The organism is Halolamina pelagica (assembly GCF_900115675.1).
GTDB classification, from domain to species: domain Archaea; phylum Halobacteriota; class Halobacteria; order Halobacteriales; family Haloferacaceae; genus Halolamina; species Halolamina pelagica.
The window spans coordinates 45,950-71,174 of record NZ_FOXI01000005.1 but is presented as its reverse complement, the minus strand read 5'-3'; the positions used below and the strand labels follow the sequence as shown (position 1 = coordinate 71,174).

The following is a 25,225-nucleotide window of genomic DNA, read 5'->3' as shown; positions in this document are numbered from 1 at the left end:
GCAGGATATCCGGGCGTCGGCAAAAGGGTGAGGGTCGCGTCAGGTGCGGGCCGCGGGGGAGATCGGTGCCGCCTACAGCTCCTGGTCGGCGAGTTCGAGCGCCGCCACCTGCTCGTAGGGGCTCCTCCCGTTCCGGATCCCCTCGAGGATCAGGAACGCGTCGTCGGGCGAGAGGAAGTGGCTGGTGACCGCCCGGCCCAGCGGCGTCGCCTCGAACCCGTCGATGAACTCCCACTCCAGCAGCTTCCCGACCGCGTGTTTGGTCGGCACGTCGCCGATCATGCGGTCGTTGAGCCGCTTGGCCAGTTTGCCGGCGACGGCGACGTTCGCCAGCGTCTCCTCGGCGGCGGCGGACTCGTCGTACACCGTCGACACGTCCTCCATCTCGCCTTTGAGGAGTTTGAACGCGATCTCGTCCTCGGTGGCCTCCATCGAGCCGTGGTAGCTGCAGTCCGGCTCCACGAGCAGGTACACCGTCCCCTGATCGTGGTAGTCCGGCCGGCCCGCGCGGCCGAGCATCTGGGAGAACTCCTGGACGGAGAGCCACTCGATCCCCATCGCGAGCGAGTCGAACACCACCTGCGAGGCGGGGAAGTCGACGCCCGCCGCGAGCGCGGCGGTCGTGACGACGGCCGCGAGATCCTGGTCCAGGAACTGGCCCTCGACCTGCTTGCGCCGGCCGTAGTCGAGGCCGGCGTGATAGGGCGCGGAGTCGTACTCGAGTTTGCGGGAGATCTCGTGGCAGCGCCGCCGGGAGTTGGTGAAGATGATCGTCTGGCCCCGATAGCCCTTCGAGGACTTGCTGTCGAACTCCCGTTTCACGAGGCGGTCCTCGATCCGGAGCTTCTCCCGGCCGTCGGCGAACGTGACGTGGCGCTCGATGGGCACCGGACGCTCCTCGAACTCGATCAGGGTCGCGCGCAGTTGCTCGGCCAGCCACTCGGGGTTACCGACCGTCGCCGAGAGGTAGACGTACTGGGCGCCGGCGTAGTCCTCGCGCTCTTTCGCGCGGTTCTCGCAGTAGTGTTTGAGCCGGGAGATCATCCCGTCGAGGCGATGGCCGCGTTCGCCCTCCTTCAGGCTGTGGACCTCGTCGATGACGACCGTGCCGATGTCGCCCATGTCCTTGCCGGTCCGGAGGCCGTGGTCGATCCCCTCGTAGGTGCCGACGATCACGTCGGCGTTCGGGTCGAACTGGGCGCCGGAGTCGGTCACACGGGAGCCGCCGACCCGCAGGGTCACATCGAGGATGTCGCCGTATCGCTCCTCGAAGTCCTCGTGTTTCTGGTTCGCCAGCGCGACCAGCGGGACGAGAAAGAGCAGTTTCCCCTCGCCCTTCAGCGCGCGGTCGACGCCGGCGAGCTCGCCGACGAGGGTCTTCCCCGTCGCCGTCGCCGACACGACGAGCTGGTCCCGCCCCTCGAACAGCCCGTTCTCGACCGCGAGGCTCTGGACCGGGAGGAGGTTCTCGAACCGGCCCTCGATCATCGACTGGAGTTCCGGGTGCAGGTCGAGGTCGCTGGTGGGGTAAGGATCGACCTCGTCGGTCGTCGCCGAGATGGTGTCGAACTTGGTGAGGTCGGGGTCGAGCTCGCCCTGCAGGAGGTCGGTGATGCGGTCGAGGTCGCCCACCTCGAGCAGGAGTTCCTCCAGGCGCTCCTGTGCGGCGCCGGTGAACTGGCCCTTGTAGGCGAGTTCGCGCTCCAGTTCCTCGACGGCGCAGTCCTGACAGATGTAGTCCCGATCGGCGGCGATGGCCGTCTCCTCGGTGATCGGCGAGTAGCGGCCGGCGTTGGCGCAGTAGCGACAGGTCCGCACGACCAGCGCCTCCTGCTGGTAGCCGTCGAGCATCTCCTGGAGGCGCTTACGACCCTCGGGGGAGGTCTGCTCGGAGATGCGGATACGCTCGGCGCGGCGGGCGAGTTCGACGAACTCCTCGGGGCGCATCGGCTCGCCGCCGTCGTCGTCGGACTGGAGGAACCGCCGGGGCCGGGGGCCCGCGTCGGTCTCCTTCAGTTCGAGCGTGCCGCGGAACACCCGGGAGCCGTCACGCAGGACCGCGACGAGGAAGTCGTCGCCGGCCTCGTGGAGGAACAGGGTATCGACGCGAGCGACCTGCTGAGACACGGGTGGGCGTAGGCGAAACGGGTACTTCAGCCATGCGGTGCGTGCCGCGCGCGAATCCGCCCCATGCGGGTGCAACACAGCCTCACAGAGGGTTTACCACCCCGGAGCGGCTAGGCTCCGGTAATGAGCTCCTCCATGCGTTCGAAGACGACGCTGTTCTGTTCGGTGTGTGGCCACGAGAGCCCGCCCGACGGCGACTGGCACGAGTCCGAGACGACGACCGAGGTGGGCCAGCGGCTCACGCTCTCCTGTCCGGACTGCGAGACGACCATCACGCGCCGCCCCCTCCGTGATCGGGGCGTCGACGCCGTCGTGGCGGGCGACTGATCACGCCGGAAGGCTGTCACCCGGTGTGGGCGACTGATCACGCCGGGACGCTATCACCCGGCGTGGGCGACTGACGCCACGGCCGTCGGCCGGCGGGACGCCTTACTCCACCAGCTCGATCGTGTCGTCGCCGTTTGGGACCGCACAGAGGAACGCCCCCGGCTGGTCGCCCTCGTTCCGGTACCAGTGGACCGCGCCCGCGGGGATCAGCAGCGAGTCGCCCGCGGAGACGGTGTACTCCTCGTCGCCGATTCCGACGACGTACTCGCCCGCGAGAACGTACTGCTCGTGTTCGATCTCGTTGGTGTGCTCGGGGACCTCGGCGCCGGCGTCGAGTTCGAACCGCCGGATCGCGAAGTGGGGCGCGCCGTCGGAGTCGTCGATCAGGACCCCCTTCCGCAGGCCCGCCGCGGCGTCGACCGGTTCGTAGCTGATCTCCTCACTGTGCTTCACCACGGGATCGGAATCGCTCATACGTCGGCGTTCGGCGCCGACGGCCTAAACCGTACGGGAGCGCCGCGCCTTTTTCACTCCGTACCCCGAACCGGGAGGTATGCGAGGAATCCGGTTAGGGAGCATCTTCGGGATCCCGATCAAGCTCAACGTCACGTTCCTGCTGATCCTGCCGCTGCTGGCGTACCTGATCGGCAGCGACGTCGGGACGCTCGTCGATCAGGTGCTCAACCCCGCCTTCGGCGCCGGGATCGAGGCGGCCGCGTTGACCGGCGGCTCCACCCCGTTCGTGTTGGGCGCCGTCGCCGCCGTCGGCCTGTTCACCTGCGTGCTCCTCCACGAACTCGGCCACTCCGTGGTCGCGATGTACTACGGCTACGAGATCGACTCGATCACGCTCTGGCTGCTCGGCGGCGTCGCCCAGTTCACCGAGATGCCCGAGGACTGGAAGATCGAACTGCAGGTCGCCATCGCCGGCCCCATCGTCAGCGTCGCGCTGGGGGCCCTCTCCTACGCCGGCTTCACGCTACTGGCCGGCGGCGGCCAGCCAGTGATCACGTTCGTCCTCGGCTACCTGATGCTCGCGAACGTCGTGCTCGCGGCGTTCAACATGCTGCCGGGGTTCCCGATGGACGGCGGGCGCGTGCTGCGCGCGCTGCTTGCCCGCACCCGGACGCACGCCCGCGCGACCCAGCTCGCCGCCGAGGTGGGGAAGGGCTTCGCGCTGCTACTGGCGCTGTTCGCGCTCTTTACCGGGCTGAACCTCTACCTGCTCGCGCTGGCGTTCTTCATCTACATGGGCGCCGCCGGGGAGGCCCAGCAGACCGTGCTGAAGGCGGCGTTCCGTGGCGTCACGGTCGCGGACGTGATGACGGGCGACGGCCTCCACACCGTCGCTCCCGAGGACAGCGTCGCCGACCTGATCCAGCGGATGTTCCGCGAGCGCCACACGGGCTACCCGGTCGTCGACCGCGGCGAACTGGTGGGGATGGTGACACTCGGCGACGCCCAGTCCGTCGACGACGTCGAGCGCGACGCGATGCGCGTCGACGACGTGATGACGACGGACGTCTACACCGTCACGCCCGAAACCGACGCGATGGACGCGTTCCAGACGATGCAACAGAACAACGTCGGGCGACTCCCCGTCGTCGACGCCGACGGCGAGCTCTGCGGCATCGTCTCCCGGACGGACCTGATGACGGCGTTCGACATCATCCAGCAGAGCGGCGCCGCCTCCGGCGAGTCGCTGGGGCCGAACCTGTCGCCGTTCGGGCGGTAGGCGTCGACGGCGCGTGTGGCGCCGGTTGTCGCCGGAGAAGCGAGCCACGGTCGTTCCGCTCACTCCGTTCGCTCCACTCCCTGATTCAATTCCCTTCGGCTGTTCACCTTCGTTCGCAGCCAGAAGGTCCGGGCGCGGGAATCGAACCGGAGCCAGACGTGCTCGCTGCGCTGCGCACGGCTGGCAGGGTCCAATCCCTTACCGATGGACTCGTGTCTCCTCGCGTAGTTGCTCGGAGACAACGAGGTCCGGGCGCGGGAATTGAACCCGCGTCTCAGCCCCCACAAGGCTGAAGGATACCACTACCCCAGCCCGGACACACCGACTCCTACCACGGTTTCAGGGAAATACGTTACGACATCACCGGTCCCGTGCTACGTCGACGCAGAGGAGCGGGGAGCTTTTGCCGACCAACGCCGTAGCCGTCGGTAGTGGCCATCACCGACAAGATCTACGTCAAGAACCACCGGCAGATCGCCTCCCAGCTGGAGCGCTCGATCCCCAAGGGCGCGTTCAAGGGCGCGACGCTGGACCTGCTGTTCACCGGTGACGGCATGGAGAAACTCGACGAGGCGACCCGCGAGAAGGTGCTCGACTTCGCGGAGGACTTCCTCGACTGTGACTGCGACAACAACCCCTACTGCGGCCACCCCGAGGAGAAGTTCATCACCTACCTCCTCGAACTCCGCGCACAGGGGCTGGGCCCCGACGCCATCGTCGACACGATGTCCGCGGAGTACATGCTCTACGCGTACTCGGGGGACGTGCTCTCCTTCCTCGACAGCGCGATCCGGCGGCTGGAGGCCGTCGAGTCGCTGGCAGAAGTGGAGGGGGATCAGGAAGCGGCGCGGCGCGCTCGGGAGGCCAAGCGGGAACTGTCCGGGTAGCTACCCGATCTGGTAGGTGTTCTCGTCGCCGTCGAGCTCCTCGAGCTTGACGACCTCCTCCTCCTCGTCGGCCTGCTCGCGCAGGTAGTCGATGTAGCGTTTGTGCTCCTCCAACTGCTCTCGCAGGTGGTCGGCCTCGAGCTCCAGGCGCTCGTGTTCGCGGATGAAGCTCTTCGGCACCTCCACCGTCGGCGGGAACCCCTCCCCCTCCTCGGGCCCCTTGTCCGCGGGGACGAGATCCACCTGGCCGTCGTGGGCCACGAGGGTGTCGACGTAGTCGCGGAACACCGCCGACAGCGAGAGTTCCCGCTCCTCGGCGATCTCCCGCAGCGTCTCGAAGGCGTCCTCGTCGACGCGGAACGAGATCGTCTTGCTCTTCGTGCCCATCTCGGTGGCGCTTGCGAGCGGCCGGACTTAAGCGTTTGTCAGACGACGGGTTCCGCGAGCGAACCGGCGATCCGCGGGTCGCTCTCTCGAAAAGGTTATCCCGGCGGCCGACGTTGCTACGGTTGCAATGGCGACTGGAACGGTTGATTTCTTCAACGACACGGGCGGTTACGGTTTCATCGAGACTGAGGACGCGGACGAAGACGTCTTCTTCCACATGGAAGACGTGGGCGGCCCTGACCTCGAGGAAGGCCAAGAAGTTGAGTTTGACATTGAACAGGCCGACAAGGGCCCCCGCGCGACGAACCTGACCCGCCTGTAAGTCGGTTCTTCGCTGCGGACTTCTGCGTTTATCACACCGAGTAGCGGTAGCGTCGGCGGTTGCCGTGACGGCGGCCGGCCCCTGCCGTTTTGTCACCCCGTGACCAACGCCACCCATGAGCGACGGCTCGCGGTTCGATCGGCTCGAGCGTCACGCCACGCCCGGCCCGCGGAACTCCCTCCAGCACTGGCCCGACGCCAAGTCCCCGCTCCGTGTCGCGCTGAACTACGTCGTCGTCTGGCTGATCCGCGTCTCGCCCAGCCTCCGACTCAAGAACTGGCTGCTCGTCCGCCTCGGGGCCGACGTGGGGGAGGGGGTCTCGTGGGGACTCGAGGCCACCCCGGACGTGTTCTGGCCCGAGCGCATCACGCTGGGCGACGACGCCATCGTCGGCTACGACGCGACGCTGCTCTGTCACGAGTTCCTCCAGGAGGAGTACCGACTCGGCGACGTGACGATCGGCGACCGGGCGATGATCGGCGCCGGCGCGATCGTGCTCCCGGGCGTCGAGATCGGCGACGACGCGCAGGTCGCGGCGAACTCGCTCGTCGTCGACGACGTGCCCGAGGGGGAGACCGTCGCGGGCGTACCCGCGGAGCCGCTGGATCGGTCGAAGTGAGCGTGCCGGCGACGGTCAGTCGTCGTGGACGATCACGATGCCGCCCTCGAACACGCGGTCGTTGGGGACCACGTACTCCTCGCCGTCGGACTCGATGTGGGTGACGAACACGTCGATCTCTTGAACCACGCCGGTCTGGTCGCCGATCCGCACCGTGTCGCCGATGCCGTAGGGCTCGTTCAGGAACAGGTACAGTCCCGCGGCCCCGGAGGTGAGTAGCTGTTCGCCCGCCACGACCGTGAACACCACCAGCGCGAGCGCGTACAGTGCCAGGAGGACGACGAGCGCGAACGTCGCGATGCCGACCTGATCGAGCGCGAGCACGAGCGCGACGTAGAAGACGCTGTACTTCGCGGCCGTCGGGACGATCCCGACCTGCGGGAGTTTGACGCTCCGGAGCCGCTCGGAGAGCAGGAGTTCGACCTTGTCGCCGACGACGACGCCGACGATCACGATCAGCACTGCGACGAACACGCGGGGGAAGAAGCCGGTCGTTCTGGACCAGAACTGTTCGGCGTAGGCCGGCTCCGCGATCGAGAGGGCGACGATGCCGCCGAGGAGGAGGATGAACCAGCCCGAGAGCTGGGAGATGATGGCGACGGTCGAGGTGCCGATCCCGCGGACGGTACGCTCGAACGCGGTCCCCTCGATCGTTTCGGGCAGGCCCGCACGCCGGAGCAAGCCGGCGTTCACACGGACCACCAGCCACGCGAGCACCGCCGCGAGGACGAACACCGCGAACGCGAGCCAGACGCGCTCCGGGATCGCCCCCAGCGACCCGCCGATCTCGAACCCGAACTGGATGGCTGACGGGCCAGCCATCAGTAGTCCTCCGGGTCGATCTCCAGGATCAGCTCACCACCTTTGAACGCCCGGACCATCCCGTCGGACTCCGAGAGCACGATCGACGTGGCGTTCGTCGCTCGGGTGATCGCGGCGCCGGCCATGTGGCGGGTTCCCAACCCCTTCGGGATGTCGACGCCCTCCGCGCCGGCTTCGAGGTAGCGGTACGCGGAGACGATCTTGCCCGAGTCGCTGATGACGAACGCGCCGTCGAGCCGCGAGAACTCCTTGAGCATCACGTTCACGATGGGGTCGCCGACGTGGACGTGGGACTTCTCGAAGGGGTTGTAGCTGAGCGGCCGGGACTTGTTCATCACCTTCCCGGCGTCGCCGACGACGAACAGCGCGCCGACGGGCTTGCCCTTCTGTCCTTTCTTCCCCAGCTCGATCACGACCTCGAACACGTCGCGGATGACCCCCGGATCCGCACGCGAGTTGGCGAACAGGTCGTAGACGCCGGAGTGCATCGACTCGTCGGCACGCACGCGAACGAGCGCGTCGTTGTCGTCGCCGAAGACGCTCACCACACAGCCGACCTCGTCGCCGGCGTCGATGAGGTTGCGGTCCATCGCCCCCTCGACGCCGAAGCGGATCCGGTCGCGGATGCTCTCGAACGCCAGCGGCAGTTCGACGAACTGCTCGGCGTCGACGGCGTTCTCGGGGGCGATAACGACCACCTCCCCCTCGAGCTCCTCGAACCGTTCGTAGAACCCGCTACTGGGGGAGAACACGAACACCGCGTCGAGATCGGCCGTCAGATCGTCGAGGAGATCGGCGGGGGTCGACATTATCAGTAATAATCCCGCCCGTGGATGAAAGGGTTTGTGGGTCCGTCAGACGAACGGCTGACGGGACCCCCACTCGCGGCCAACGGGGGGCAGCCACACGGAACAACTCCGCTCCAGTACACTTTACAAGCGACCGCAGTGTTGGCCCCGCTATGGACGAGAAACGGCTGATCATCGCCGCGTTCGGCGTCGTCGTCACAGCCGTGGTCGGTTTCCTCGCGTACCAGTTCGTCGCGCCGCTGACAGTGTCGATCTTCCTCTACTACTCGACACGGCGGTACTTCAAGTTCCTCCGGCGCCTCCGACTGCCGGCACGGGTGCGTGCGGTGACCGTGCTGGCCTCCTTGGCGATCCCGTTGATCCTGCTCATCAGCTACGCGACGGTGCTGCTGGTGATCGAGGCGCGGGCGTTCGTCACGGAGTACTCCCTGCTCGAGGTGGCCGCGACCAACGTCGAGTGGATCGGCGGCATCGACCAGATCCCGGAGTTCACCGTGCAGGGGCTGTACGAGGCCTACCAGTCGGGGGACCTCTCCCCGTTCATCGACTTCGCGAGCGCCCACGCGGAGCTTTTGACCTCGCTGATCTCGGGCTTCTTCCTCAACTTCTTCGTCGTCGTCATCGTCACCTACTACCTGCTCATCGACGGCCGTCGGATCCGGGACTGGCTGCTCCGGTTCGACGACGACGCCATCATCCGTGAGTACCTGGAGGCCGCCGACCAGGAACTGGAGTCGGTGCTGTTCGGCAACCTGCTCAACGTCATCGCGATATCGCTGATCGCCATCGCCGCGTTCACGGTGTACAACGCGCTCGTTCCCGGCCCCGCGGAGGTTCCCTACCCCACGCTCGCGGGCACGCTCACGGGCATCGCGAGCCTGGTCCCGGTAGTCGGAATGAAGATCGTCTACCTCCCGCTGACGGGGGTTGCGGCGCTCCCGATCGTGCTCGGGGGCGACCAGTCGCTACTGGTGTACGTCCTCGGCTTCCTCGTCGTCGCCGTCGTGGTCGTCGACACGATCCCGGACATCCTGCTGCGACCGATCCTCAGCGGCGAGAACACCCACGTGGGGCTCCTGATGCTCGCGTACACGCTCGGCCCGGTCGTGCTGGGGTTCTACGGGCTCTTCTTCGCCCCGATCGTGCTGGTGGTCGGGCTGACGTTCGCCCAGACCGCGCTCCCGCGGCTGCTTGGCGCCGACGAGGACGACGGGATCTCGTCTGACCAGATGCGCCTGAGTGACTTCGTGGAGAACCAGAGCTTGCGGTCCGGGTTGCGGGAACGGCTTTGAACGGGCACGGCGGCGCGGGACCGGATTCGAACCACGGTCGGACGTGCTCGCTTGCGCTGTGCGCGACCTCCCTGGTTCGGAATCCTCCTGCTCCCTCCTTCGTTTTCTCGCTGCGCTCGAAAACGCAGTCAGTGCGCGGGACCGGATTCGAACCGGCGGACCCCTACGGGATAGCGTCCTAAGCGCTACGCCTTTGGCCTGGCTCGGCAACCCGCGCGCACCAACACGTACGCCCCAATCGCGGTAAGAAACTGTCGTTCGCACCCGCGGCGTCGACGCCGTCAGTCCGCCAGCGCGGCTTCCAGTCGGTCGACGTACGCCCCGTTCCCGACGTGGACCGGCACGCGCTGGTGGAGTTCGGTCGGCTCGACAGCCAACAACGACTGCTCGCCGTCGGAGGAGGCGCCGCCGGCGGCCTCGACGATCTTCGCGATCGGCGCCCCCTCGAACTGCAGGCGGAGCTTCCCGTTCGGCGCCGACTCCAGTGCGGGGTAGGCGAAGATCCCGCCGTAGCTCAGGACCTGGTTCACGTCGCCGACCATCGCGCCGCCGTAGCGGAGTTTGAGTTCGGTCTCGACCTCGCGGGCGTACTCGCGGAACGCGTCGGGCCAGTCCGGGACGCGGCCGCCGAAGCCGTAGACCACCGGCTCCTCGGGCAGGGTCACGTCCTCCTCGACCGCGCGCATCTCGCCGCCGTCGAGCACGTACGTCGTCACCGTCCCCTCGCGGGCGACGGTCATCGTCGTGATCGGGCCGTAGAGCACGTACGCCGCGGCGACGAGGGCCTCGCCCGCCGCGGGCAGGGAGTCCTCGGCGACGCCGACGACGGTCCCCATCGCGTTGTTGGAGGCGAGGTTCGATGAGCCGTCGAGCGGGTCGATCGCGACCGCGACGTTCCCGTCGCCGGGGGCGCCGTCGCCGACATCGACGACCGACTCGCGCTCCTCGCTGGCGTACTCGACGACGCCGTCGATGGCGCCCAGCGCCTCGAAGAACAGCTCGTCGGCGTGGACGTCAGCGGCCGTAACGGTCTCGCCGGAGGGGTTCTCGACGCCCGCCTCGGTCAGCCGGCGGCCCGGGAGCCCGTCGCGCACGTCGGGCGCGACTGCGGCGACCGTCTCGAGCACGTCGTCGACCGACTCGTGGGCCACCATCAGTCGAGCGTCGCCTGCTCGCCGTGGTCCTCGACCGCCGCCAGCGCCGCCTCGACCGACGTTTCCTCGAAGATGACCTTCTCGAGCCCGTCCAGCAGCGCCTCGGGGTTCTCACGCTGGAACACGTTCCGGCCGACGGCCAGCCCCTTCGCGCCGGCGTCCATCGCCTCCTTCACCGTCGAGAGGAAGGCCTCGTCGGAGGCCTTCGAGCCGCCGGACATCACCACGTCCGTCGACGCCGCGGCGTCGCAGGCGTGGGCCATCGCCTCGGGGTCGCCCGGGTACTTGATCTTCGCCACGTCGGCGCCGAGTTCGAGACCGAGGCGGGCGGCGTAGGAGATGGTACCGGGCTTGGTGTCGTTCTTGACGCCCTGCCCGCGCGGGTAGGACCACATGACGACGCCCATGTCCTTGTCGCGCGCGGCCTCCTGTACGTCGCGGAACTCCTCGGCCATCTCGACTTCGTGGTTCGAGCCGCCGTAGAGCGTGAAGCCGATGGCGTCGGCGCCGAGTTCGTCCGCGTAGTCGACCGACCAGTTCACGGCCGAGTCGTGTTCGCCCATCCAGAGGTTCGAAGTGCCGTTGAGCTTGGCCAGCAGGTTGACCTCGTCCTCGTAGTCGGGGTAGTGGGCTTCGGCGACGCCCTTGCCAACCGCCAGCGCGGTGACGGCGTCGTGGGTCGCCACGTCGAACACGTGCTCGGGGTTCATCGACTCCGGCACCGCCTCGAAGTCGACGGGGCCGTGTTCGAGGCCGTGGTCGTACGCGAGGATCAGTAGTTTGCCGTCACGGGAGATGGGGTCGGTTGCGCCGGGGATCATACCCGGCGTTCGGGCGAGTCGACACAAAAAGCTATCCAACGGCCGGCCCGGATCGCCCCGACCGAAACCTCGAAACCTCCGGGCCACGCCCGGACGCGTATGACGCTGCTCTGTACTGGCTACGAGCCGTTCGGCGACCACGAGACCAACCCCAGCGAGCGCGTCGCCCGCGAACTCGACGGCGGGACCGTCGCCGGCCACGAGATCGTCGGCGAAGTGCTCCCGGTCGAGTTCGACCGCGTCGCCGACGAACTCGCGGCGCTGATCGACGAGCACGACCCCGCGACCGTCGTCGCCACGGGGCTGGCCGCCGGCCGCACGACCGTTAGCGTCGAGCGCGTCGGCATCAACGTCGACGACGCCGTGACCGTGCCCGACAACGCCGACGACTCCCCCCACGACGAGCGGATCGACCCGGCGGGCGCCGACGCCCACCTCGCGACGATTCCGGTCGTCGAGAGCGTCGAGGCGCTGCTCGACGCGGGGATCCCGGCCCGGGTCTCCAACTCCGCCGGCACGCACTGCTGCAACCACGCGCTCTACAGCCTGCTCGAGGACCACGACGTGCCCGCGGGGTTCCTCCACCTGCCGCTGACGCCCGCGGGCGCCGTCGCGGAGACCGAGGCGCCCGAACGCGGCGGCGGCGTGCAGGCGTCGCTCCCGCTCTCGCTGCAGGTCGAGGGGGTCCGGACGGTGCTCGAGACGACGGTGTCGTAGCTCGATCGACGACCGAAACGCCACCGTTCGGCCCGTAAGCGGCGATCACTCGGAGAACCCGACACAATAGCTAATAGCGCAGCGCACTAACTCACGCCCGGGAAAATGTCAAACAAGAAGATACTGGAGATCGTCGGCGACTTCGTCGAGGACTACGAAGTGATGGTGCCGTATCAGGCGCTCGAGATGGTCGGCCACGAGGTCGACGCCGCGTGTCCCGAGAAGGAGGCGGGCGACACGGTGAAGACGGCCGTCCACGACTTCCGCGGCGACCAGACGTACCTGGAGACCCGCGGCCACGACTTCGGCGTCGACGTGGCGCTCGAGGAGATCGACCCGGCCGACTACGACGCGCTGGTGGTCCCGGGCGGGCGCGCCCCGGAGTACCTGCGCACGTACGACTCGGTGATCGAGACGGTCCAGCACTTCTTCGAGGAGGACAAACCCGTCGCGGCGCTGTGTCACGGCCCGCAGATCCTCGCGGCCGCCGGCGTGCTGGAGGACCGCGAGATCACGTCCTATCCCGCCGTCCGCGCCGAGGTCGAGGGTGCCGGCTGTTCGTGGGTCGACGGGACCGTCCGCGACGGCAACCTCGTGACCGGACAGGCGTGGCCAGACCACCCCGAGTGGCTGGCGGAGTTCCTCGACGTGCTCGGCACCGAGGTCGACCACGCCGACCCCGTGGCCGCCGACGACTGACGGCGAACGGGCGCCCCCGGTTCGAACGCGGACGCCCCGCGAATTTTCCGAGACCCCCACCGCTTTATTTCGGGGGCTGAACAGCCCGCCCATGGTCAATCTACCCGACGCCGTCGTCGGCGACGCACAGACGAGCCTGTTCGCGTGGAACCGGCTCGAGGAGCTCGTCGACGTGGGCAACCGCATGGCCGGCCAGCAGGGCGAAGCAGCTGGCGCCGAGATCATCCACGAGGCGTTCGAGGACGCCGGGCTCCGGAACCCCCGGATCGAGGAGTTCGAGATCCCCGGCTGGTGGCGCGGCGACTCCTCGCTGACCGTCGAGTCGCCCCACGAGCGCACCCACGAGGGGAGCCACCAGGTCGTCGCGCTGCCGGGAACGCCCGCGGGCGAGGCGACGGCGCCCATCGTCGACGTGGGCGACGGCACCTACGAGGAGTTCGAGGCCGAGAGCGACGAACTCGACGGCGCGATCGCGATGGCCTCAAGCAACACCCCCGAGCACGCCGACCGCTGGCTCCACCGGATGGAGAAGTACGTCAACGCCGCCGACCACGGCGCCGTCGCGTTCGTGTTCCGGAACCACATCGAGGGCGCGCTGCCGCCGACGGGGGAGGTCGGCTACAACAACCGCCCCGGCCCGATCCCCGCGGTCGGCGTCTCGAAGGAGGTCGGCGCCCGCCTCGAGCGCTACGCCGGCGAGGGCGACTGCGAGGTGACGGTCAGCGTCGACTGCCGGAACGAGGCCGCGACCTCCCGGAACGTGGAGGCGCTGGTGGGCCCCGAAGGCCCCGACGAGGGCGGCGAGGCGGACGAGGTGCTCGTGACCGCTCACGTCGACGGCCACGACATCGCCGACGGTGCCAACGACAACGGTGCGGGCTCCGTCCTCGTCGCGGAGGTCGGGCGCCTGCTCTCGCAGGTCGCCGCGGACCTCGACAGCCGGGTCCGGCTGGTGACGTTCGGTTCCGAGGAGATCGGCCTGCGCGGCGCCTACCACTGCGCCGAGACCACCGACCTCTCGAACGTGAAGTGCGTGATCAACCTCGACGGCGCCTGTAGCTCCCGGAACCTCCGGGTCGGCACCAACGGCTTCGAGGAACTCGGCGACCTGTTCCGGTCGGTCGCCGACGAGTTCGACGCTCCCGTCTCGACCGACGACACGATCTCGCCCCACGGCGACCAGTGGGCGTTCGTCCAGGAGGGCGTGCCGTCGACGATGACCGGCACGAGCTCCGAGCAGTCCGGGCGCGGGTGGGGTCACACCCACGCCGACACGCTGGACAAACTCGACTCCCGGAACCTGCGCGACGTGGCGACGCTCGTTACGGAGGCGGTGTACCGTGCCGCACAGGACGACTTCGAGGTGGAGTCCCGCAGCCGCGAGGAGACCCGCGACGCCATCGACGAGGGGTACGTGCAGGAACTGAAGATGGGTGGGCGGTGGCCGTACGAAGACGACACCTGAGCCACGGCGCGTGACCGCTCGCGACCGCCGTGTCGCGAGTACGGAGCTCGACGCCGTGGCTCTGGCACCTGCTAGTCTACGGCGCGTGACCGCTCGCGGCCGCCGTGTCGCGAGTACGGAGCTCGACGCCGTGGCTCTGGCACCTGCTAATCTACGGCGCGCGACCGCTCGCGGCCGCCGTGCTCGACGCCGTGGCCCTGCGAACCGAACTGCCGTCGATCCAGTCCCCGGCCGGTGGGACTGCCCGGTAGCTTTTCGACGCCCGGCGCCGACCGTCGAGTCATGTCCAAAACCGTGCTGGTCGCCGTCGACGGATCGCCGCAGGCAGCCGCCGCACTCGAGCACGCGCTGGCCCAGTTCCCCGACGCGGACATCGTCGCCCTGACAGCGATCGACCCCGTCGCCGCCGGCTACGCGTCCGCCCCCGGTCCTGACGGCGGGAGCTACCCCGGCGAGTGGGTCGAACAGGCCAACGAGCGGGCGGACTGGATCCTCGACGAGGCTGTCGAGACCGCTGCCGACGAGGGGCGCGAGATCGAGACCGTCCGAGTGAACGACCGCCCGGCCCGCGCCATCGTCGAGTACGCCGGGGAGGAGGCGGTCGACCACATCGTGATCGGGAGCCACGGCCGGACGGGCGTGACGCGCGTGCTGCTCGGCAGCGTCGCCGAGAAGGTTGTTCGCCGGTCCCCCTGCCCGGTGACGGTCGTCCGGTAGGACGCCTCGGGGTCGCGTTACTCCCCGAGCCAGCGGGCGAGACCGCCGGCGAGCAGTACGAGCGCGCCGGTGACGAACGTCCCGGGGATCGGGATCGCGAACAGGATCGCGCCGAACGCGAGGACCATCGTTGAGGATCGCATGCCGTAGTTTTAGAGGTCCGGGAGGAAACCAGTTCCGACGCCACGGGCGAGAGCGATCAGTCACGTGCGGGATCCCCGGCAGAGCCCGCCCGGTCCTGTTCCTTTTTGCGTGTTCTCCCCCAAGCGGGCGTATGTCCGACCCGGACCTCGACCGATTCACTTCCCGCCGCTCGACCGTCTACGGCGCCGACGGCGTCGTCGCGACCAGCCAGCCCCTCGCCTCGCAGGCCGGCATCTCCGTGCTACAGGACGGCGGCAACGCGTTCGACGCCGCCGTCGCGACCGCCGCCGCGCTCAACGTCGTCGAACCCACCTCCACGGGGCTGGGCGGCGACGTGTTCGCGCTCTACAAGACCGCCGACGGGGACGTGGGCGCGATGCGCTCCTGCGGGGGCGCACCCGCGAACGCGACGCTCGAAAACGTCCGCGAAGCTGTCGCCGAAGACGCCGACGAGGACGTCGACCCCGAGGAGGCCGAGATGCCACAGACCGGCGCGCAGGCGGTGACCGTTCCCGGCACGGCGCGTGGCTGGGAACTCACGGCCGAGGAGTTCGGCCGGAAGGGGCTCGGCGAACTGCTCCAGCCGGCGATCCGCTACGCGACCGAGGGCTACCCCGTCTCGGAGGTCGTCTCCGCCCAGTGGCAGCACGCCGAGGAGCTGTTCACCGACGACCACGCCCGCGAGGCGTTCCTCTTCGACGGCGAGGCCCCGGGGACGGGACAGGAGGTCACCCTCCCCCGACTCGGCGCGTCGCTCGAAACCATCGCCGAGGAGGGCGCCGACGCGTTCTACGAGGGCGAGATCGCCGAGAAGATCGCCGCGGAGGTGCAGTCGAAGGGCGGCTTCATGACGACCGAGGACCTCGCCGACTTCGAGCCCGAACTCCTCGACCCGGTGTCGACGACGTACAACGGCGCCGAGATCTACGAACTCCCGCCGAACAACCAGGGTCTGATCGCGCTGGAGGCGCTCAACGTCGCCGAGGAGATCGGCGCCGGCGAGTACGACCTCGACTCGCCCGAGCGCGTCCACTACTTCGCCGAGGCGATGAAGGTCGCCTTCGCGGACGGCCACCGCTACATCACCGACCCCGAGTACGAGGACCACCCGCCGCTGGGCTCCAAGGAGTGGGCCCGGAAGCGCGCCGAACTGATCGGCGAGGAGGCCAACCACGACGTGAGCTTCGGCGTCGAGGGGAGCAACGCCGAGGACGCCGACACGGTGCTGCTCTGTGTCGCCGACGGCGAGGGGAACGTCGTCTCCTTCATCAACTCCCGCTTCGCCGGCTTCGGCTCCGGACTCGTGGCCGGTGACACGGGGATCGCGCTCCAGAACCGCGGCGCCTCGTTCTCGCTCGACGAGGACCACCCGAACCGCATCGAGCCGGGCAAGCGCCCGTTCCACACGCTCGTCCCGGCCATCGCCGACTTCGCGGCCGACGACGAGGACCGCGAGGACTGGGCGGCCTTCGGCGTGATGGGCGGGTTCATGCAGCCCCAGGGCCACCTGCAGGTGATCGCGAACATCGTCGACTACGACCTGCCGCTGCAGGCCGCGCTGGACCTGCCGCGCTGGCGCTACCGCGAGGACGGCACGCTGGCCGTCGAGGAGCGCATGGACGCCGACGACGAGCTGCTGACGAAGCTCACCCGGAAGGGCCACGACGTGCGGGTGCTCTACCCCGGCCTGTTCGGCGGCGCCCAGATCGTCCGGAACGAGGACGGCACGCTCTCGGGGGCGACCGAACCGCGGAAGGACGGGAACGCGCAGGGATACTGAGGCGAAAACGCAACTGGTTCCACCCCCAGGCGTCGAGTGGGGGTATGCGCCAGTTCCTCGTCGTCGGCCACGACGCGCCGACCGAGCCCTCGTTCTCGCTCGACGACATCGCCGGCGGCGCCGGCCGGCTGGACGTGCTGTGTCGGTGTGTCAACTCCGCGTTCTTCCTCTCACACGACCTGCGCGAGGACGTCCGGGTCCACCTCGTTCTGAGCGACGAGTACACCGTCAGCTTCGACGGCGCCGACCTCCGCCGGCTCAACCCCGACGAACGCTCGACAGCGGCGTTGATCCGCGGCGCCCTCGAGGAGAAACAGGAGGCCATCGGCCACCAGCCGGTCGAGACGAGCCCCGGCGTCTCGCTCTACCGGACGGGCTTTGCGGACACGTTCGAGCGCGTTTCCCGGGACGCGACGGTCGTCCAACTCCACGAGAACGGCGCGGCGCTGCCCGCGGTCGAACCGCCCGTGGACCCCCTGTTCGTGCTCTCGGACCACCACGACTTCGCCGACGCGGAGACGGAGCTGCTGCGCGACGAGGCCGACCAGCGCGTGCGGGTCGGGCCGGAACGGCTCCACGCCGACCACACGATCACGGTGGCGCACAACTACCTCGACACCGAGGGGTACACGCGCTACTGACCGGTTGAAAGGATCGGCGACTACCGGATCTTCCGCACGTCGCTCACGTCGAAGCCGCCCTCGTGGATCTCAGTCTCGAACCGGACGATGTTCTCCGCTTCGAGCTGTGAGAGCACCCCCCGGAACTGCCGGACAACCATCGTTCGGGCGCGCTGGGAGCCGCCGGACTCCCACGTGAACTCGAAGGTGCCCTCGGCGGCGTCCATCAACTGGCCGAACTCGGTCCCGGTGATCGCGTCGCGGTTGACGATCATGATGATCAGGCCGTCCCAGGTGTGGGAGGCCTTGGTCAGGCCGCGGATGAGCGTCGTGATGTCGCTCCACTCCATGTCGTCGCCCATCGCGCCGATCAGGTCCGAGATCGAGTCGATCACGACCAGGTTGCCGGCCGCGTGCTCGTTGAGGTAGTCCCCCAGCGCGCCGAGCACGTCGTCGGTCGCCTCGGCCTTCCCGAGGTCCTCGATCGTCTGGGCCTCGCCCATGTACCACTCCCGGGGGATGGGCGAGAGCTGGAAGTACTCCGGCGAGAGGTCCCGGAACCGGATCTCCTCGGTCGCCGCCTCGACGATGTCGTCGTCCATCGTGTGCTCCATCTCGCGGGCGAGCTCGTCGCTATCGGCGGTGAAGGAGACGTAGTGAACCTCCGGCGGGACCGCGGACTCCGCCGGCAGATCGCCGTAGTAGAGGTCGAACAGGTCCGGGTCGGCGTCGTACAGCGCGTTCATCGCCGCCGCGGTCTGGGCGAACTCCCGGCCTCCGGCCCCCGACTCGCCCGCCGCGAGCAGGGTGCTCCCCGGCGGCGCGCCGCCGCGAAGGATGCTGTCGATGCGCGCGACGCCCAGCGGTAACCGCTCCATACCCGTTCGACGGCTCGCCGGCCGTATAAAGGGTTCCCGTGTCGCGCCGACGGCCGATCTCGCTACGCGTCGATCGACGCGCCGCGGTTGTGGCCCTCGGTGACGAACACGTCGCCGTCGACGCCCGCCGCCGCGAGCGCCTCCTCGCCGGCCGCCCGAGCCGCCCCCGCGTGCTCGGCGTCGGTGACGCCGTACACCGCCGGCCCCCACGACGACTGGCCGGCACCGTAGACCGCGGCCGACCCCGAGAGCGAGTCGACGAGGGCCCCGACGGGCGGCCGGTAGGTGCCACCCTGCTCGTCGGCGTACCACGCGCCGTTGAGCCGGCCCACCTCGCTCACCGCGTCGCCGAAGCGGGCGGCGTCGCCCTCGGCGATCGCGGGCAGCACCCCGCGGAGCACGACGCCCGCGACGCGGTCGACCAGTTCCGGGTCGGCGTCGGTCACCGCCCGGCGCATCGCGGCGTCCTCCTCCTCGCCGTTCCGGCCCGCGGGCGCGTCCGGGACGACGACGAGGAAGCGCCAGCCCTCGGGGATCGGGTGCCGGGCGGCGACCGGCGGGACCTCCCACTCCCCGACTGCGGGCGCGTCGGCCGTGAACAGCGCCGCCGGGTGGCCGGCGTCAAGCACGAACCCGCCCTGCTCGAAGGCGGCCACGCCGACGCCCGAGCGCCCGCCGCGGCCGAGTTCGGGGGCCCGCTCGCGGGCGGCCGGCGCACGACCGTAGGCGCGCGCGACCGCCGTCAGCACCGCCAGAGCAAGCTGCGTCCCGCTCCCGAGGCCGGCGTGGCGAGGGAGGCTGCTCTCGACGGTCACTTCGGCGCCCGGCACGCCGAGCATGTCGCAGGCGCGCTCGACGTACGCAGCGGCGTCCGCGTCGGCGCAGCGCACCGTCTCCGCGGTCGCGGCGTCGACGGTCAGCCGCGGTCGGTCGATCGCGACGCCCAGCGCGCCGTAGAGGCGGTCGTGTGCCAGCGAGAGGTTGCCGAAGCCGAAGTGGAGTCGCCCGCTCGTTTCGACGCGTGCCATCGTCCGTCTCTCTCGCTCCGGGGCCTTCGCCGTTTCGACAGTGGCTCTTCTGCTTGAAGGTTCGCCGTCCGTACGGTTCCCACCCGCGATTCGTCGGAAACGGCGGGCTGAACGCCCGCCACTGGTCGGTAGCGGTGTCGCCGCACCCGCGGTTACGTCCCCGCCTCGAGCGTAGCCAGGATATCGCCGACCAACGAAGGGTCGTAGGTCCAGAACCCCCGGTAGCCGTCCTCGTGTTCCCGTGCGACCAACGCACACCGCTGACTCTCCTCGTCCCCGCCGTCGAAGGCCATGAACCAGTACGGCGCGAGCGTCCTCCCCGTGTCGCGGTGGTAGGTCACGTTCGGGATGGTCGGCGGCGACCAGTCCGGTTGGCCGTACACGTGGATGTCGAGGTCGGTCTCCTCCCCGAGGCGGCGGTACGCCGCAGTCTGGGGCTCGAACGCCGAGAGCGACTGGAACCCGACTCGAAGCGTCCCCTGACCGACCTGCCAGGCTCGGCTTTCGAACTCCCGGCTGGTCGCCTGGAGCTGTTGTCGGTCGAGCGTCGCGAACACTGTCCCGTCGAGTACCTCCAGTAACGCACGGTAGGCTTCTCCGACGGCTTCGGGGTCGTTGGGACGGACGATCGGCGGTTCCAACAACACTTGCAGATCGTCGAGGTCGATTCCCCCGAGGAACCGGTCGCCGTCGTAGATCTCCACGAACGGCTCCGGATCGGTCGACGGGAGGTCCCGGCGCTCGACCGTCACGTTCCGCGTGGCCAACTGCTCAGCGACGTCGACCGCCTCGTCGCTGTAGACGACGAACCGCTTCTGGCGACGTTCGACCTCCTCGATGAACTTCTCGAGCATCGTTACCGGAGCCCCCCGGTGTGGCTGTCCGCGACTCGTGTGGTGGGTCTCATCGTTTTTCGGCCTCGATCGCGGCCCGGACGAGGTCCCGAACTCGTTTCGTCGTCGAGGGGGGAAGCCACCAGCCTCCGTCGAGAGTGGGACGCGAGAACGCGATAGAACTCGTCGCTGGCCTGCAATTCTCTCCTCGCTGGTTCACTTTCGGGTGAACTGGTGTTGAACATGGCTACACAATAGTCAAAGATAGTAGTCAACGTTTCTTAAAGTTCCATCCGCGCACCTCCTGGATTCAAGCAGCCACCGCTCTCGTGGTCAGCCTCGGTCGGGAGAGCAACGGACACTCCGGAAGCGGTGGACCACGTCGAGAGTCGGACCGGTGTCGACTGCGGAGCGGTCGGCCGTTTCGGTCTCCAAGGGCCGATTCAGCCGACGCTCGAACTCGGATTCGGTCAGTTCGCCGCGTGCGCAGCGATCCCGGGGAACCGTGACAAAAGACAGGAGGGTTCGTTGAACGTTCTACCGTGACGGCACCGCTACAGCTCGTCCACGTGGCGCGTCTCGACCGCGATCCCACGCGTCGACTCCCGCATCTCCGAGCCGAACATCGACGCCCGGCCGACGCCGAACGCCTTCGGACCGGAGACGATCACCTCGTCGCCGGTGCGGATCGCTTCGTCGGCGTCGACGACCCCCGGCGCGAGCACGCTGCCGTGGGGGACGAACTCGTCGATTTCCACGGTCTTGCTCGGTGCGTCGCTCTCGGCCCACTTCCGGGCCCCCGCGGTCGTGAAGGAGAGGACGCCGTAGTTGGGCACCATCGTCGCCAACTGCTCGCCCTCGGCGTCCCGGATCTGTATCTTCGGGTAGCGACTGGTGGTCTGGATCTCGTCGCTGGGGAACAGTTCGGCGCCGGCGCCCTCACCGAGCTGGTAGTCGGCCATGGCCCGGACGATCCGGTGTTCGCGGGTGCGCTTCCGGTACGCCTCCTCCCCCTCCAGCGCCGCCGAGAGCGCGGCGAGTGAGTCGTCGGTCGTCGGGTGGTCGGCGACGGTGTACTCGAAGTCGGCGTCGACCGCTGGTTCGACGGTCTCGCAGATGTCGGTGTACCCCCCCGGCGGGACGTGGGCGATCACGCGGTCGTAGTCGTTGCGCTGGAGGTAGCGACGCAGCACCGCCGAGACGAACTCCTTCTCGTCGGCGCTCCAGCGCCCCGTGACGACGGTGTCGTACTGCTGGGCGGGGTAGGTGAGTTCGAGCTCCTGGGGGACGACGCCGATGGGCGAGGTCATCGACGCCAGGTGGCCGCGCCACTGGATCGCGTCGTGGAACTGTCGGTGGCTCTGGGACTCGCTGTAGGGCTTCGTTGCCGAGCAGGGGACGAGCACGAGGGGCCCGTCGAACTCGGTCCGGTAGCGCTCGGTCACGCGCTCGGCGAAGCGCTGGATCTCCGGCCGGCGGATGCTGTCGCCGCTGGCGGCGGCCAGTTCGGCCTCGCGGACGACCGGCGCGCGCTCCTCGACGTAGCCGTACTGCTGGTCGAACTCCCGGAACGCCGCGGTGAGCCACTGGTCGTGGCGGGCCTGCCCCTCGACGTAGTCCCGCAGGCGCCCCTCGCGGATTCGCTCGCGGACGACCCGGAGTTCGGTCCGGAGCGCGTTCACGTTGTGCTCGGCGCAGTCACGGGGCCCGAACTCCGCGATCGGTTGCTGGCAGGCCGAGCAGGCGCAGGGAAGCTCTCTGAGGTCCTCGAGGAACCGCTCGCCCTCGCTGGTGAGGTAGAACCCCTCCGCGCCGCGGACCTTCGCCTTCTTCGCGTCGACGAGGTCGACGCCGGCGTAGACGAGCGTGGCGACGTTCCGGGGCGTCGCGACCCCCGAGAGGTAGAGCGCGGTGTCGGCGGGGATCGCCTCGCGCGTCCGGATGATCGCGTCCGTGAACGCCGACGCGTGGCCGACGAACGCGTTGGCGTCCGAGAGCAGGTAGGCGTCGGCCCCCACGTCGCGGGCCTCCTCGCTGGAGACCACGGCGGCGCTGGGAGTGTCGATCTCGGGGTGGTCGACCCGGAAGGATTCGCGGACTGGCTCGCGGGTGCCCGGCGGGAACGCGCGGTGGGGGAGGATCGTGAGGCGGTCGGCGGCGCCCTCGGGGAGCTCCCGCTCCCGGGCCCAGAGCGAGCCGGCGTCGTCGACCACCTCGTCAACGAGGGCCGGCGTCGTGACGGGGTCGTCGAGGCGGAGTTCGCCGAGGCGGGCGGCGCCGTCGCGCCCGTGCACCTCGAAGTACTCGGTCATGCCCGGAACTGGCGCGGGGAGGGCCTTATCCCGTTCGTTGTGACGCCGCCGGTAGCTTGATGCGGTCAGTGGGCCACGGGCCTCCATGGCCGAAACCGGGGGCAAACGGGGTATCGTCGGCGCGATCCTTCGGGAGGTCGGGTTCAACCCCGAGATCGAGTCCGATCGGGAACCGGACCGTGGAACGGTTCGGGCCGTCGCCAGCGCGGTCCTCGTGGTGACGGGGGTCGTGCTGCTGATCCCGAACGTCACGGTGCTCCTGACCGGGCCGGTCGAGCCGGTCGGGACGGTGCTGTCGCTCCTCGGGACGATCGTCTCGACCGGGCTCGTCGCGGCGGGGTACAGCCTCTACCACAGCAACTTCAGCAACCGCAACGCGATCCGGATCGCGATCTGGAACGTGCTCGGGCTGGTCGTGCTGGGAGCGGTGATGGCGGGGCTGTTCGCCTACCAGCGCAACGCCGGCGCCGCGCCCGTCGATCAGGCCTTCACGATCGCGAACCTGCTGGCGATCGGCGCCGCGGCCCACGTGGTCATCGGCGTCTACGACGCCCGGCGTGTCCGAGCCGAGGAGCTGGCGGCCGAGCGACGGAAACTGGCGGTGCTGAACCGCGTGATCCGACACAACCTCCGGAACGAGGCGACCGTGATGCTGGGCCACGCCGAGCAGATCGCCGCGACCGCCGACGACGAGTCGGTCGCCGCCTCCGCCGAGACGCTCATGAACCACGTCGAGACCGTCGGGGACCTCGCCGACGAGGCCGACACCGTGATGAGCGTCTACGACCGCCGCGGCCGGCACCTCGAGGAGCGATCGGTCCGCGAGGACGCTACCTCGGCGGTGCAAGCGGTCGCCGAGGAGCACCCCGAGGCCGACCTCTCCGTCGACGTGCCCGAGGGACTGACGGTCCGATCCGACCCCGCACTCCCGGACGCGCTCCGGGAACTGGTCGAGAACGGCGTCGTCCACGGCGCCGACGAGCCGACGGTCTCGGTCCGGGCCGCACGAGAGGACGGCTGGATCGCCATCGAGATCCGGGACGACGGCCCCGGGATCCCCGAGGAGGAGTACCAGGTCGTCACCGGCGACAGCGAGATCACCCAGCTCACCCACGGCTCCGGACTGGGGCTGTGGGTGGCGCAGGCGGTCGTCGACGCCGCGAACGGCCGGCTCGACTTCGGCGCCCCGGACGAGGGCGGCGCCGTCGTCACGCTGCGGCTGCCGCCGGCCTGACCGGGAACGGACCGGCCCGCGAACAGCTCGCCCCCGTTCCCGGCCCGGCCTGCCGAACCCGTTAGCTTCTTTCGCCGGCCGGACCGACCCTGCGTACATGAACCACGAGCGCTCAGGCGACCTCTACGACCGCGCGCTGTCGGTCATGCCCGGCGGCGTCAACTCGTCGGTCCGAGCAGCCATCGAGCCGTACCCGCCGTTCGCGGACCACGGCGAGGGCGGCCACCTGATCGACGCCGACGGCAACCGCTACGTCGACTGGGTGATGGGGCTTGGCCCGCTCCTGCTGGGCCACGACCTCCCCGAGCAGGTGCAGTCCGAGATCCAGCGGCACGCGAGCGCCGGCCCGATGTACGGGATGCCGACCGAGATCGAGGTCGAACACGCCGAGTTCGTCGCCCGGCACGTCCCGAGCGTGGAGATGCTCCGCTTCGTGAATTCCGGCACCGAGGCGACCGTCTCCGCGACACGGCTCGCCCGCGGCTACACGGGCCGCAACAAGATCGTCGTCATGCAGGGCTCCTACCACGGCGCCAACGACTCCACGCTGGTCGAGGGCGACGTCGACGAGCGCGGCCCCTCCACCCGGGGGATCCCGGCGGAGTTCGCCGAGCACACCATCCCGGTGCCGTTCAACGACCCCGAGGCCGCGACCGAGGCGTTCGAGAAGCACGGCGACGACATCGCCGCGGTGCTCGTCGAACCGATCCTCGCGAACAAGGGGATCGTCCACCCCGTCGACGGCTACCACGAGACGCTGCGGGACCTCTGTGACGACTACGGCTCCCTCCTGATCTGGGACGAAGTCATCACGGGCTTCCGCGTCGGCGGGCTCGGCTGTGCCCAGTCGAAGTTCGGCATCGAGCCCGACGTGACCACGTTCGGGAAGATCATCGGCGGCGGCTTCCCCGTCGGCGCCATCGGCGGCAAGTCGGAGATCATCAGCCAGTTCACGCCCTCGGGCGACGTGTTTCAGGCCGGCACGTTCTCGGGCCACCCCGTGACGATGGCGGCCGGACTCGAAACCCTGCGCTTCGCCGCCGAGAACGACGTGTACGAGCACGTCAACAGCCTCGGCGAGAAGCTCCGGACCGGGCTGAGCGAGATCGTCCGGGAGCGCGCGCCGGAGTACACGGTCGTCGGCACCGACTCGCTGTTCAAGGTGATCTTCACCCGGAACGGCCCGGAGCACGTCGACGACACCTGTGCGGGCGGCTGCACGCAGGACGAGAGCTGTGCGCGCTTCGACTACTGCCCGAAGACCGGCGCCGACGTGGCCGCCGCCGAGACCGACCGCTGGCGGCGGCGCTTCTGGCCGGCGATGAAGGAGCAGGGCGTGTTCCTCTCCCAGAACCAGTTCGAGTCCCAGTTCGTCTCCTACGGGCACACCGAGGAAGACGTCGAGGCGACGCTGGACGCCTATCGGCAGGCGCTGTAGCCCCACGCGACGCAGCGCCGTCGACGCCGTGGCGTCGCCGCCGAGGCACGAACGCACC

At 69.2% G+C, this 25,225-nt stretch carries 26 protein-coding genes and 2 tRNA genes; 14 read left to right on the top strand and 14 right to left on the bottom strand.

Going from position 1 to position 25,225, the window contains the following annotated elements:
- Positions 1-72 precede the first annotated feature (72 nt).
- Complete coding sequence (locus tag BMZ83_RS08420; RefSeq protein ID WP_074877597.1) at positions 73-2,127, bottom strand: DEAD/DEAH box helicase; 2,055 nt, start codon at positions 2,125-2,127, stop codon at positions 73-75.
- 123 nt (positions 2,128-2,250) lie between these two features.
- Here BMZ83_RS08420 and BMZ83_RS08415 point away from each other — a divergent pair, with 123 nt between their 5' ends.
- On the top strand, positions 2,251-2,454 hold the full coding sequence (locus BMZ83_RS08415) for a hypothetical protein (protein WP_074877595.1): 204 nt from the start codon (positions 2,251-2,253) through the stop codon (positions 2,452-2,454).
- Positions 2,455-2,556: 102 nt separating this feature from the next.
- On the opposite strand, the gene BMZ83_RS08410 is transcribed toward BMZ83_RS08415, so the two are convergent.
- Entirely contained in the window at positions 2,557-2,928 is a 372-nt protein-coding gene (locus BMZ83_RS08410; protein WP_074877593.1) for a cupin domain-containing protein, read from the bottom strand.
- 79 nt (positions 2,929-3,007) lie between these two features.
- Here BMZ83_RS08410 and BMZ83_RS08405 point away from each other — a divergent pair, with 79 nt between their 5' ends.
- Positions 3,008-4,189, top strand: coding sequence for a CBS domain-containing protein (locus tag BMZ83_RS08405; protein WP_074877591.1), 1,182 nt, complete (start codon positions 3,008-3,010; stop codon positions 4,187-4,189).
- A gap of 246 nt (positions 4,190-4,435) precedes the next feature.
- On the opposite strand, the gene BMZ83_RS08400 is transcribed toward BMZ83_RS08405, so the two are convergent.
- Positions 4,436-4,506: transfer RNA gene (locus BMZ83_RS08400), tRNA-His, on the bottom strand.
- Positions 4,507-4,620: 114 nt separating this feature from the next.
- Here BMZ83_RS08400 and BMZ83_RS08395 point away from each other — a divergent pair.
- Positions 4,621-5,076, top strand: a complete 456-nt coding sequence (locus BMZ83_RS08395; RefSeq protein ID WP_074877589.1) for a DUF5814 domain-containing protein — start codon at positions 4,621-4,623, stop codon at positions 5,074-5,076.
- Here BMZ83_RS08395 and BMZ83_RS08390 read toward each other — a convergent pair whose 3' ends face one another.
- Positions 5,077-5,463, bottom strand: coding sequence for a ribbon-helix-helix protein, CopG family (locus BMZ83_RS08390; RefSeq protein ID WP_074877588.1), 387 nt, complete (start codon positions 5,461-5,463; stop codon positions 5,077-5,079).
- A gap of 127 nt (positions 5,464-5,590) precedes the next feature.
- Here BMZ83_RS08390 and BMZ83_RS08385 point away from each other — a divergent pair, with 127 nt between their 5' ends.
- The gene (locus BMZ83_RS08385; protein WP_049981782.1) at positions 5,591-5,785 is read left to right on the top strand and encodes a cold-shock protein; all 195 of its coding nucleotides are present in this window, start codon (positions 5,591-5,593) and stop codon (positions 5,783-5,785) included.
- Positions 5,786-5,900: 115 nt separating this feature from the next.
- Positions 5,901-6,404, top strand: a complete 504-nt coding sequence (locus BMZ83_RS08380; RefSeq protein WP_074877586.1) for an acyltransferase — start codon at positions 5,901-5,903, stop codon at positions 6,402-6,404.
- A gap of 15 nt (positions 6,405-6,419) precedes the next feature.
- Here BMZ83_RS08380 and BMZ83_RS08375 read toward each other — a convergent pair whose 3' ends face one another.
- Together BMZ83_RS08375 and dacZ are read right to left on the bottom strand one after the other, a co-directional pair.
- A complete protein-coding gene (locus tag BMZ83_RS08375; protein WP_074877583.1) occupies positions 6,420-7,226 on the bottom strand; it encodes a mechanosensitive ion channel domain-containing protein in 807 nt (268 codons plus the stop codon).
- Entirely contained in the window at positions 7,226-8,035 is an 810-nt protein-coding gene (gene dacZ / locus BMZ83_RS08370) for a diadenylate cyclase DacZ (RefSeq protein WP_074877581.1), read from the bottom strand. The genes BMZ83_RS08375 and dacZ overlap by 1 nt, the downstream gene beginning before the upstream one ends.
- 152 nt (positions 8,036-8,187) lie before the next feature.
- Between dacZ and BMZ83_RS08365 the strand changes: the two genes are divergently transcribed.
- Entirely contained in the window at positions 8,188-9,327 is a 1,140-nt protein-coding gene (locus tag BMZ83_RS08365) for an AI-2E family transporter (RefSeq protein WP_074877580.1), read from the top strand.
- Between the two features lie 132 nt (positions 9,328-9,459).
- On the opposite strand, the gene BMZ83_RS08360 is transcribed toward BMZ83_RS08365, so the two are convergent.
- The 3 genes from BMZ83_RS08360 to BMZ83_RS08350 all read right to left on the bottom strand — a co-directional run bounded on the left by BMZ83_RS08360 (position 9,460) and on the right by BMZ83_RS08350 (position 11,302).
- A tRNA-Leu gene (locus BMZ83_RS08360) sits at positions 9,460-9,544 on the bottom strand.
- A gap of 64 nt (positions 9,545-9,608) precedes the next feature.
- On the bottom strand, positions 9,609-10,481 hold the full coding sequence (locus BMZ83_RS08355; protein WP_074877578.1) for a class 1 fructose-bisphosphatase: 873 nt from the start codon (positions 10,479-10,481) through the stop codon (positions 9,609-9,611).
- On the bottom strand, positions 10,481-11,302 hold the full coding sequence (locus BMZ83_RS08350; RefSeq protein ID WP_074877576.1) for a class I fructose-bisphosphate aldolase: 822 nt from the start codon (positions 11,300-11,302) through the stop codon (positions 10,481-10,483). Before BMZ83_RS08350 ends, BMZ83_RS08355 begins: the two co-directional genes overlap by 1 nt.
- Before the next feature lie 99 nt (positions 11,303-11,401).
- Between BMZ83_RS08350 and BMZ83_RS08345 the strand changes: the two genes are divergently transcribed.
- The 4 genes from BMZ83_RS08345 to BMZ83_RS08330 all read left to right on the top strand — a co-directional run bounded on the left by BMZ83_RS08345 (position 11,402) and on the right by BMZ83_RS08330 (position 14,900).
- The gene (locus BMZ83_RS08345) at positions 11,402-12,019 is read left to right on the top strand and encodes a pyroglutamyl-peptidase I family protein (RefSeq protein WP_074877574.1); all 618 of its coding nucleotides are present in this window, start codon (positions 11,402-11,404) and stop codon (positions 12,017-12,019) included.
- 105 nt (positions 12,020-12,124) lie between these two features.
- Positions 12,125-12,718, top strand: coding sequence for a DJ-1/PfpI family protein (locus tag BMZ83_RS08340; protein WP_074877572.1), 594 nt, complete (start codon positions 12,125-12,127; stop codon positions 12,716-12,718).
- A gap of 91 nt (positions 12,719-12,809) precedes the next feature.
- Positions 12,810-14,183 carry a M28 family metallopeptidase gene (locus BMZ83_RS08335; RefSeq protein WP_074877570.1) on the top strand — a complete coding sequence of 458 codons (1,374 nt, stop codon included), beginning with the start codon at positions 12,810-12,812 and terminating at the stop codon, positions 14,181-14,183.
- Positions 14,184-14,465: 282 nt separating this feature from the next.
- Positions 14,466-14,900, top strand: a complete 435-nt coding sequence (locus BMZ83_RS08330) for a universal stress protein (protein WP_074877568.1) — start codon at positions 14,466-14,468, stop codon at positions 14,898-14,900.
- A gap of 17 nt (positions 14,901-14,917) precedes the next feature.
- Here BMZ83_RS08330 and BMZ83_RS17350 read toward each other — a convergent pair whose 3' ends face one another.
- Entirely contained in the window at positions 14,918-15,043 is a 126-nt protein-coding gene (locus tag BMZ83_RS17350; protein WP_255458091.1) for a hypothetical protein, read from the bottom strand.
- 131 nt (positions 15,044-15,174) lie between these two features.
- On the opposite strand from BMZ83_RS17350, the gene ggt reads away from it, so the two are divergent.
- Together ggt and trmY are read left to right on the top strand one after the other, a co-directional pair.
- Positions 15,175-16,824, top strand: coding sequence for a gamma-glutamyltransferase (gene ggt, locus BMZ83_RS08325; RefSeq protein WP_074877566.1), 1,650 nt, complete (start codon positions 15,175-15,177; stop codon positions 16,822-16,824).
- A 44-nt stretch (positions 16,825-16,868) separates the two neighbouring features.
- The gene (trmY, locus tag BMZ83_RS08320) at positions 16,869-17,465 is read left to right on the top strand and encodes a tRNA (pseudouridine(54)-N(1))-methyltransferase TrmY (protein ID WP_074877565.1); all 597 of its coding nucleotides are present in this window, start codon (positions 16,869-16,871) and stop codon (positions 17,463-17,465) included.
- A 20-nt stretch (positions 17,466-17,485) separates the two neighbouring features.
- Here trmY and BMZ83_RS08315 read toward each other — a convergent pair whose 3' ends face one another.
- From BMZ83_RS08315 to arcS, 4 genes are all read right to left on the bottom strand, one after another.
- Complete coding sequence (locus tag BMZ83_RS08315) at positions 17,486-18,322, bottom strand: RAD55 family ATPase (RefSeq protein ID WP_074877563.1); 837 nt, start codon at positions 18,320-18,322, stop codon at positions 17,486-17,488.
- Positions 18,323-18,384: 62 nt separating this feature from the next.
- The gene (locus BMZ83_RS08310) at positions 18,385-19,350 is read right to left on the bottom strand and encodes a beta-ribofuranosylaminobenzene 5'-phosphate synthase family protein (protein WP_074877561.1); all 966 of its coding nucleotides are present in this window, start codon (positions 19,348-19,350) and stop codon (positions 18,385-18,387) included.
- A gap of 152 nt (positions 19,351-19,502) precedes the next feature.
- Positions 19,503-20,204, bottom strand: a complete 702-nt coding sequence (locus BMZ83_RS08305) for a DICT sensory domain-containing protein (RefSeq protein ID WP_074877559.1) — start codon at positions 20,202-20,204, stop codon at positions 19,503-19,505.
- Positions 20,205-20,737: 533 nt separating this feature from the next.
- Complete coding sequence (gene arcS, locus BMZ83_RS08300) at positions 20,738-22,495, bottom strand: archaeosine synthase subunit alpha (RefSeq protein ID WP_074877557.1); 1,758 nt, start codon at positions 22,493-22,495, stop codon at positions 20,738-20,740.
- A gap of 85 nt (positions 22,496-22,580) precedes the next feature.
- Between arcS and BMZ83_RS08295 the strand changes: the two genes are divergently transcribed.
- On the top strand, positions 22,581-23,729 hold the full coding sequence (locus BMZ83_RS08295) for a sensor histidine kinase (protein WP_079990144.1): 1,149 nt from the start codon (positions 22,581-22,583) through the stop codon (positions 23,727-23,729).
- A 97-nt stretch (positions 23,730-23,826) separates the two neighbouring features.
- Positions 23,827-25,167: a glutamate-1-semialdehyde 2,1-aminomutase gene (hemL, locus tag BMZ83_RS08290; RefSeq protein ID WP_074877556.1), complete on the top strand. Its 1,341-nt coding sequence runs from the start codon at positions 23,827-23,829 to the stop codon at positions 25,165-25,167.
- The last annotated feature ends 58 nt before the right edge of the window (positions 25,168-25,225 follow it).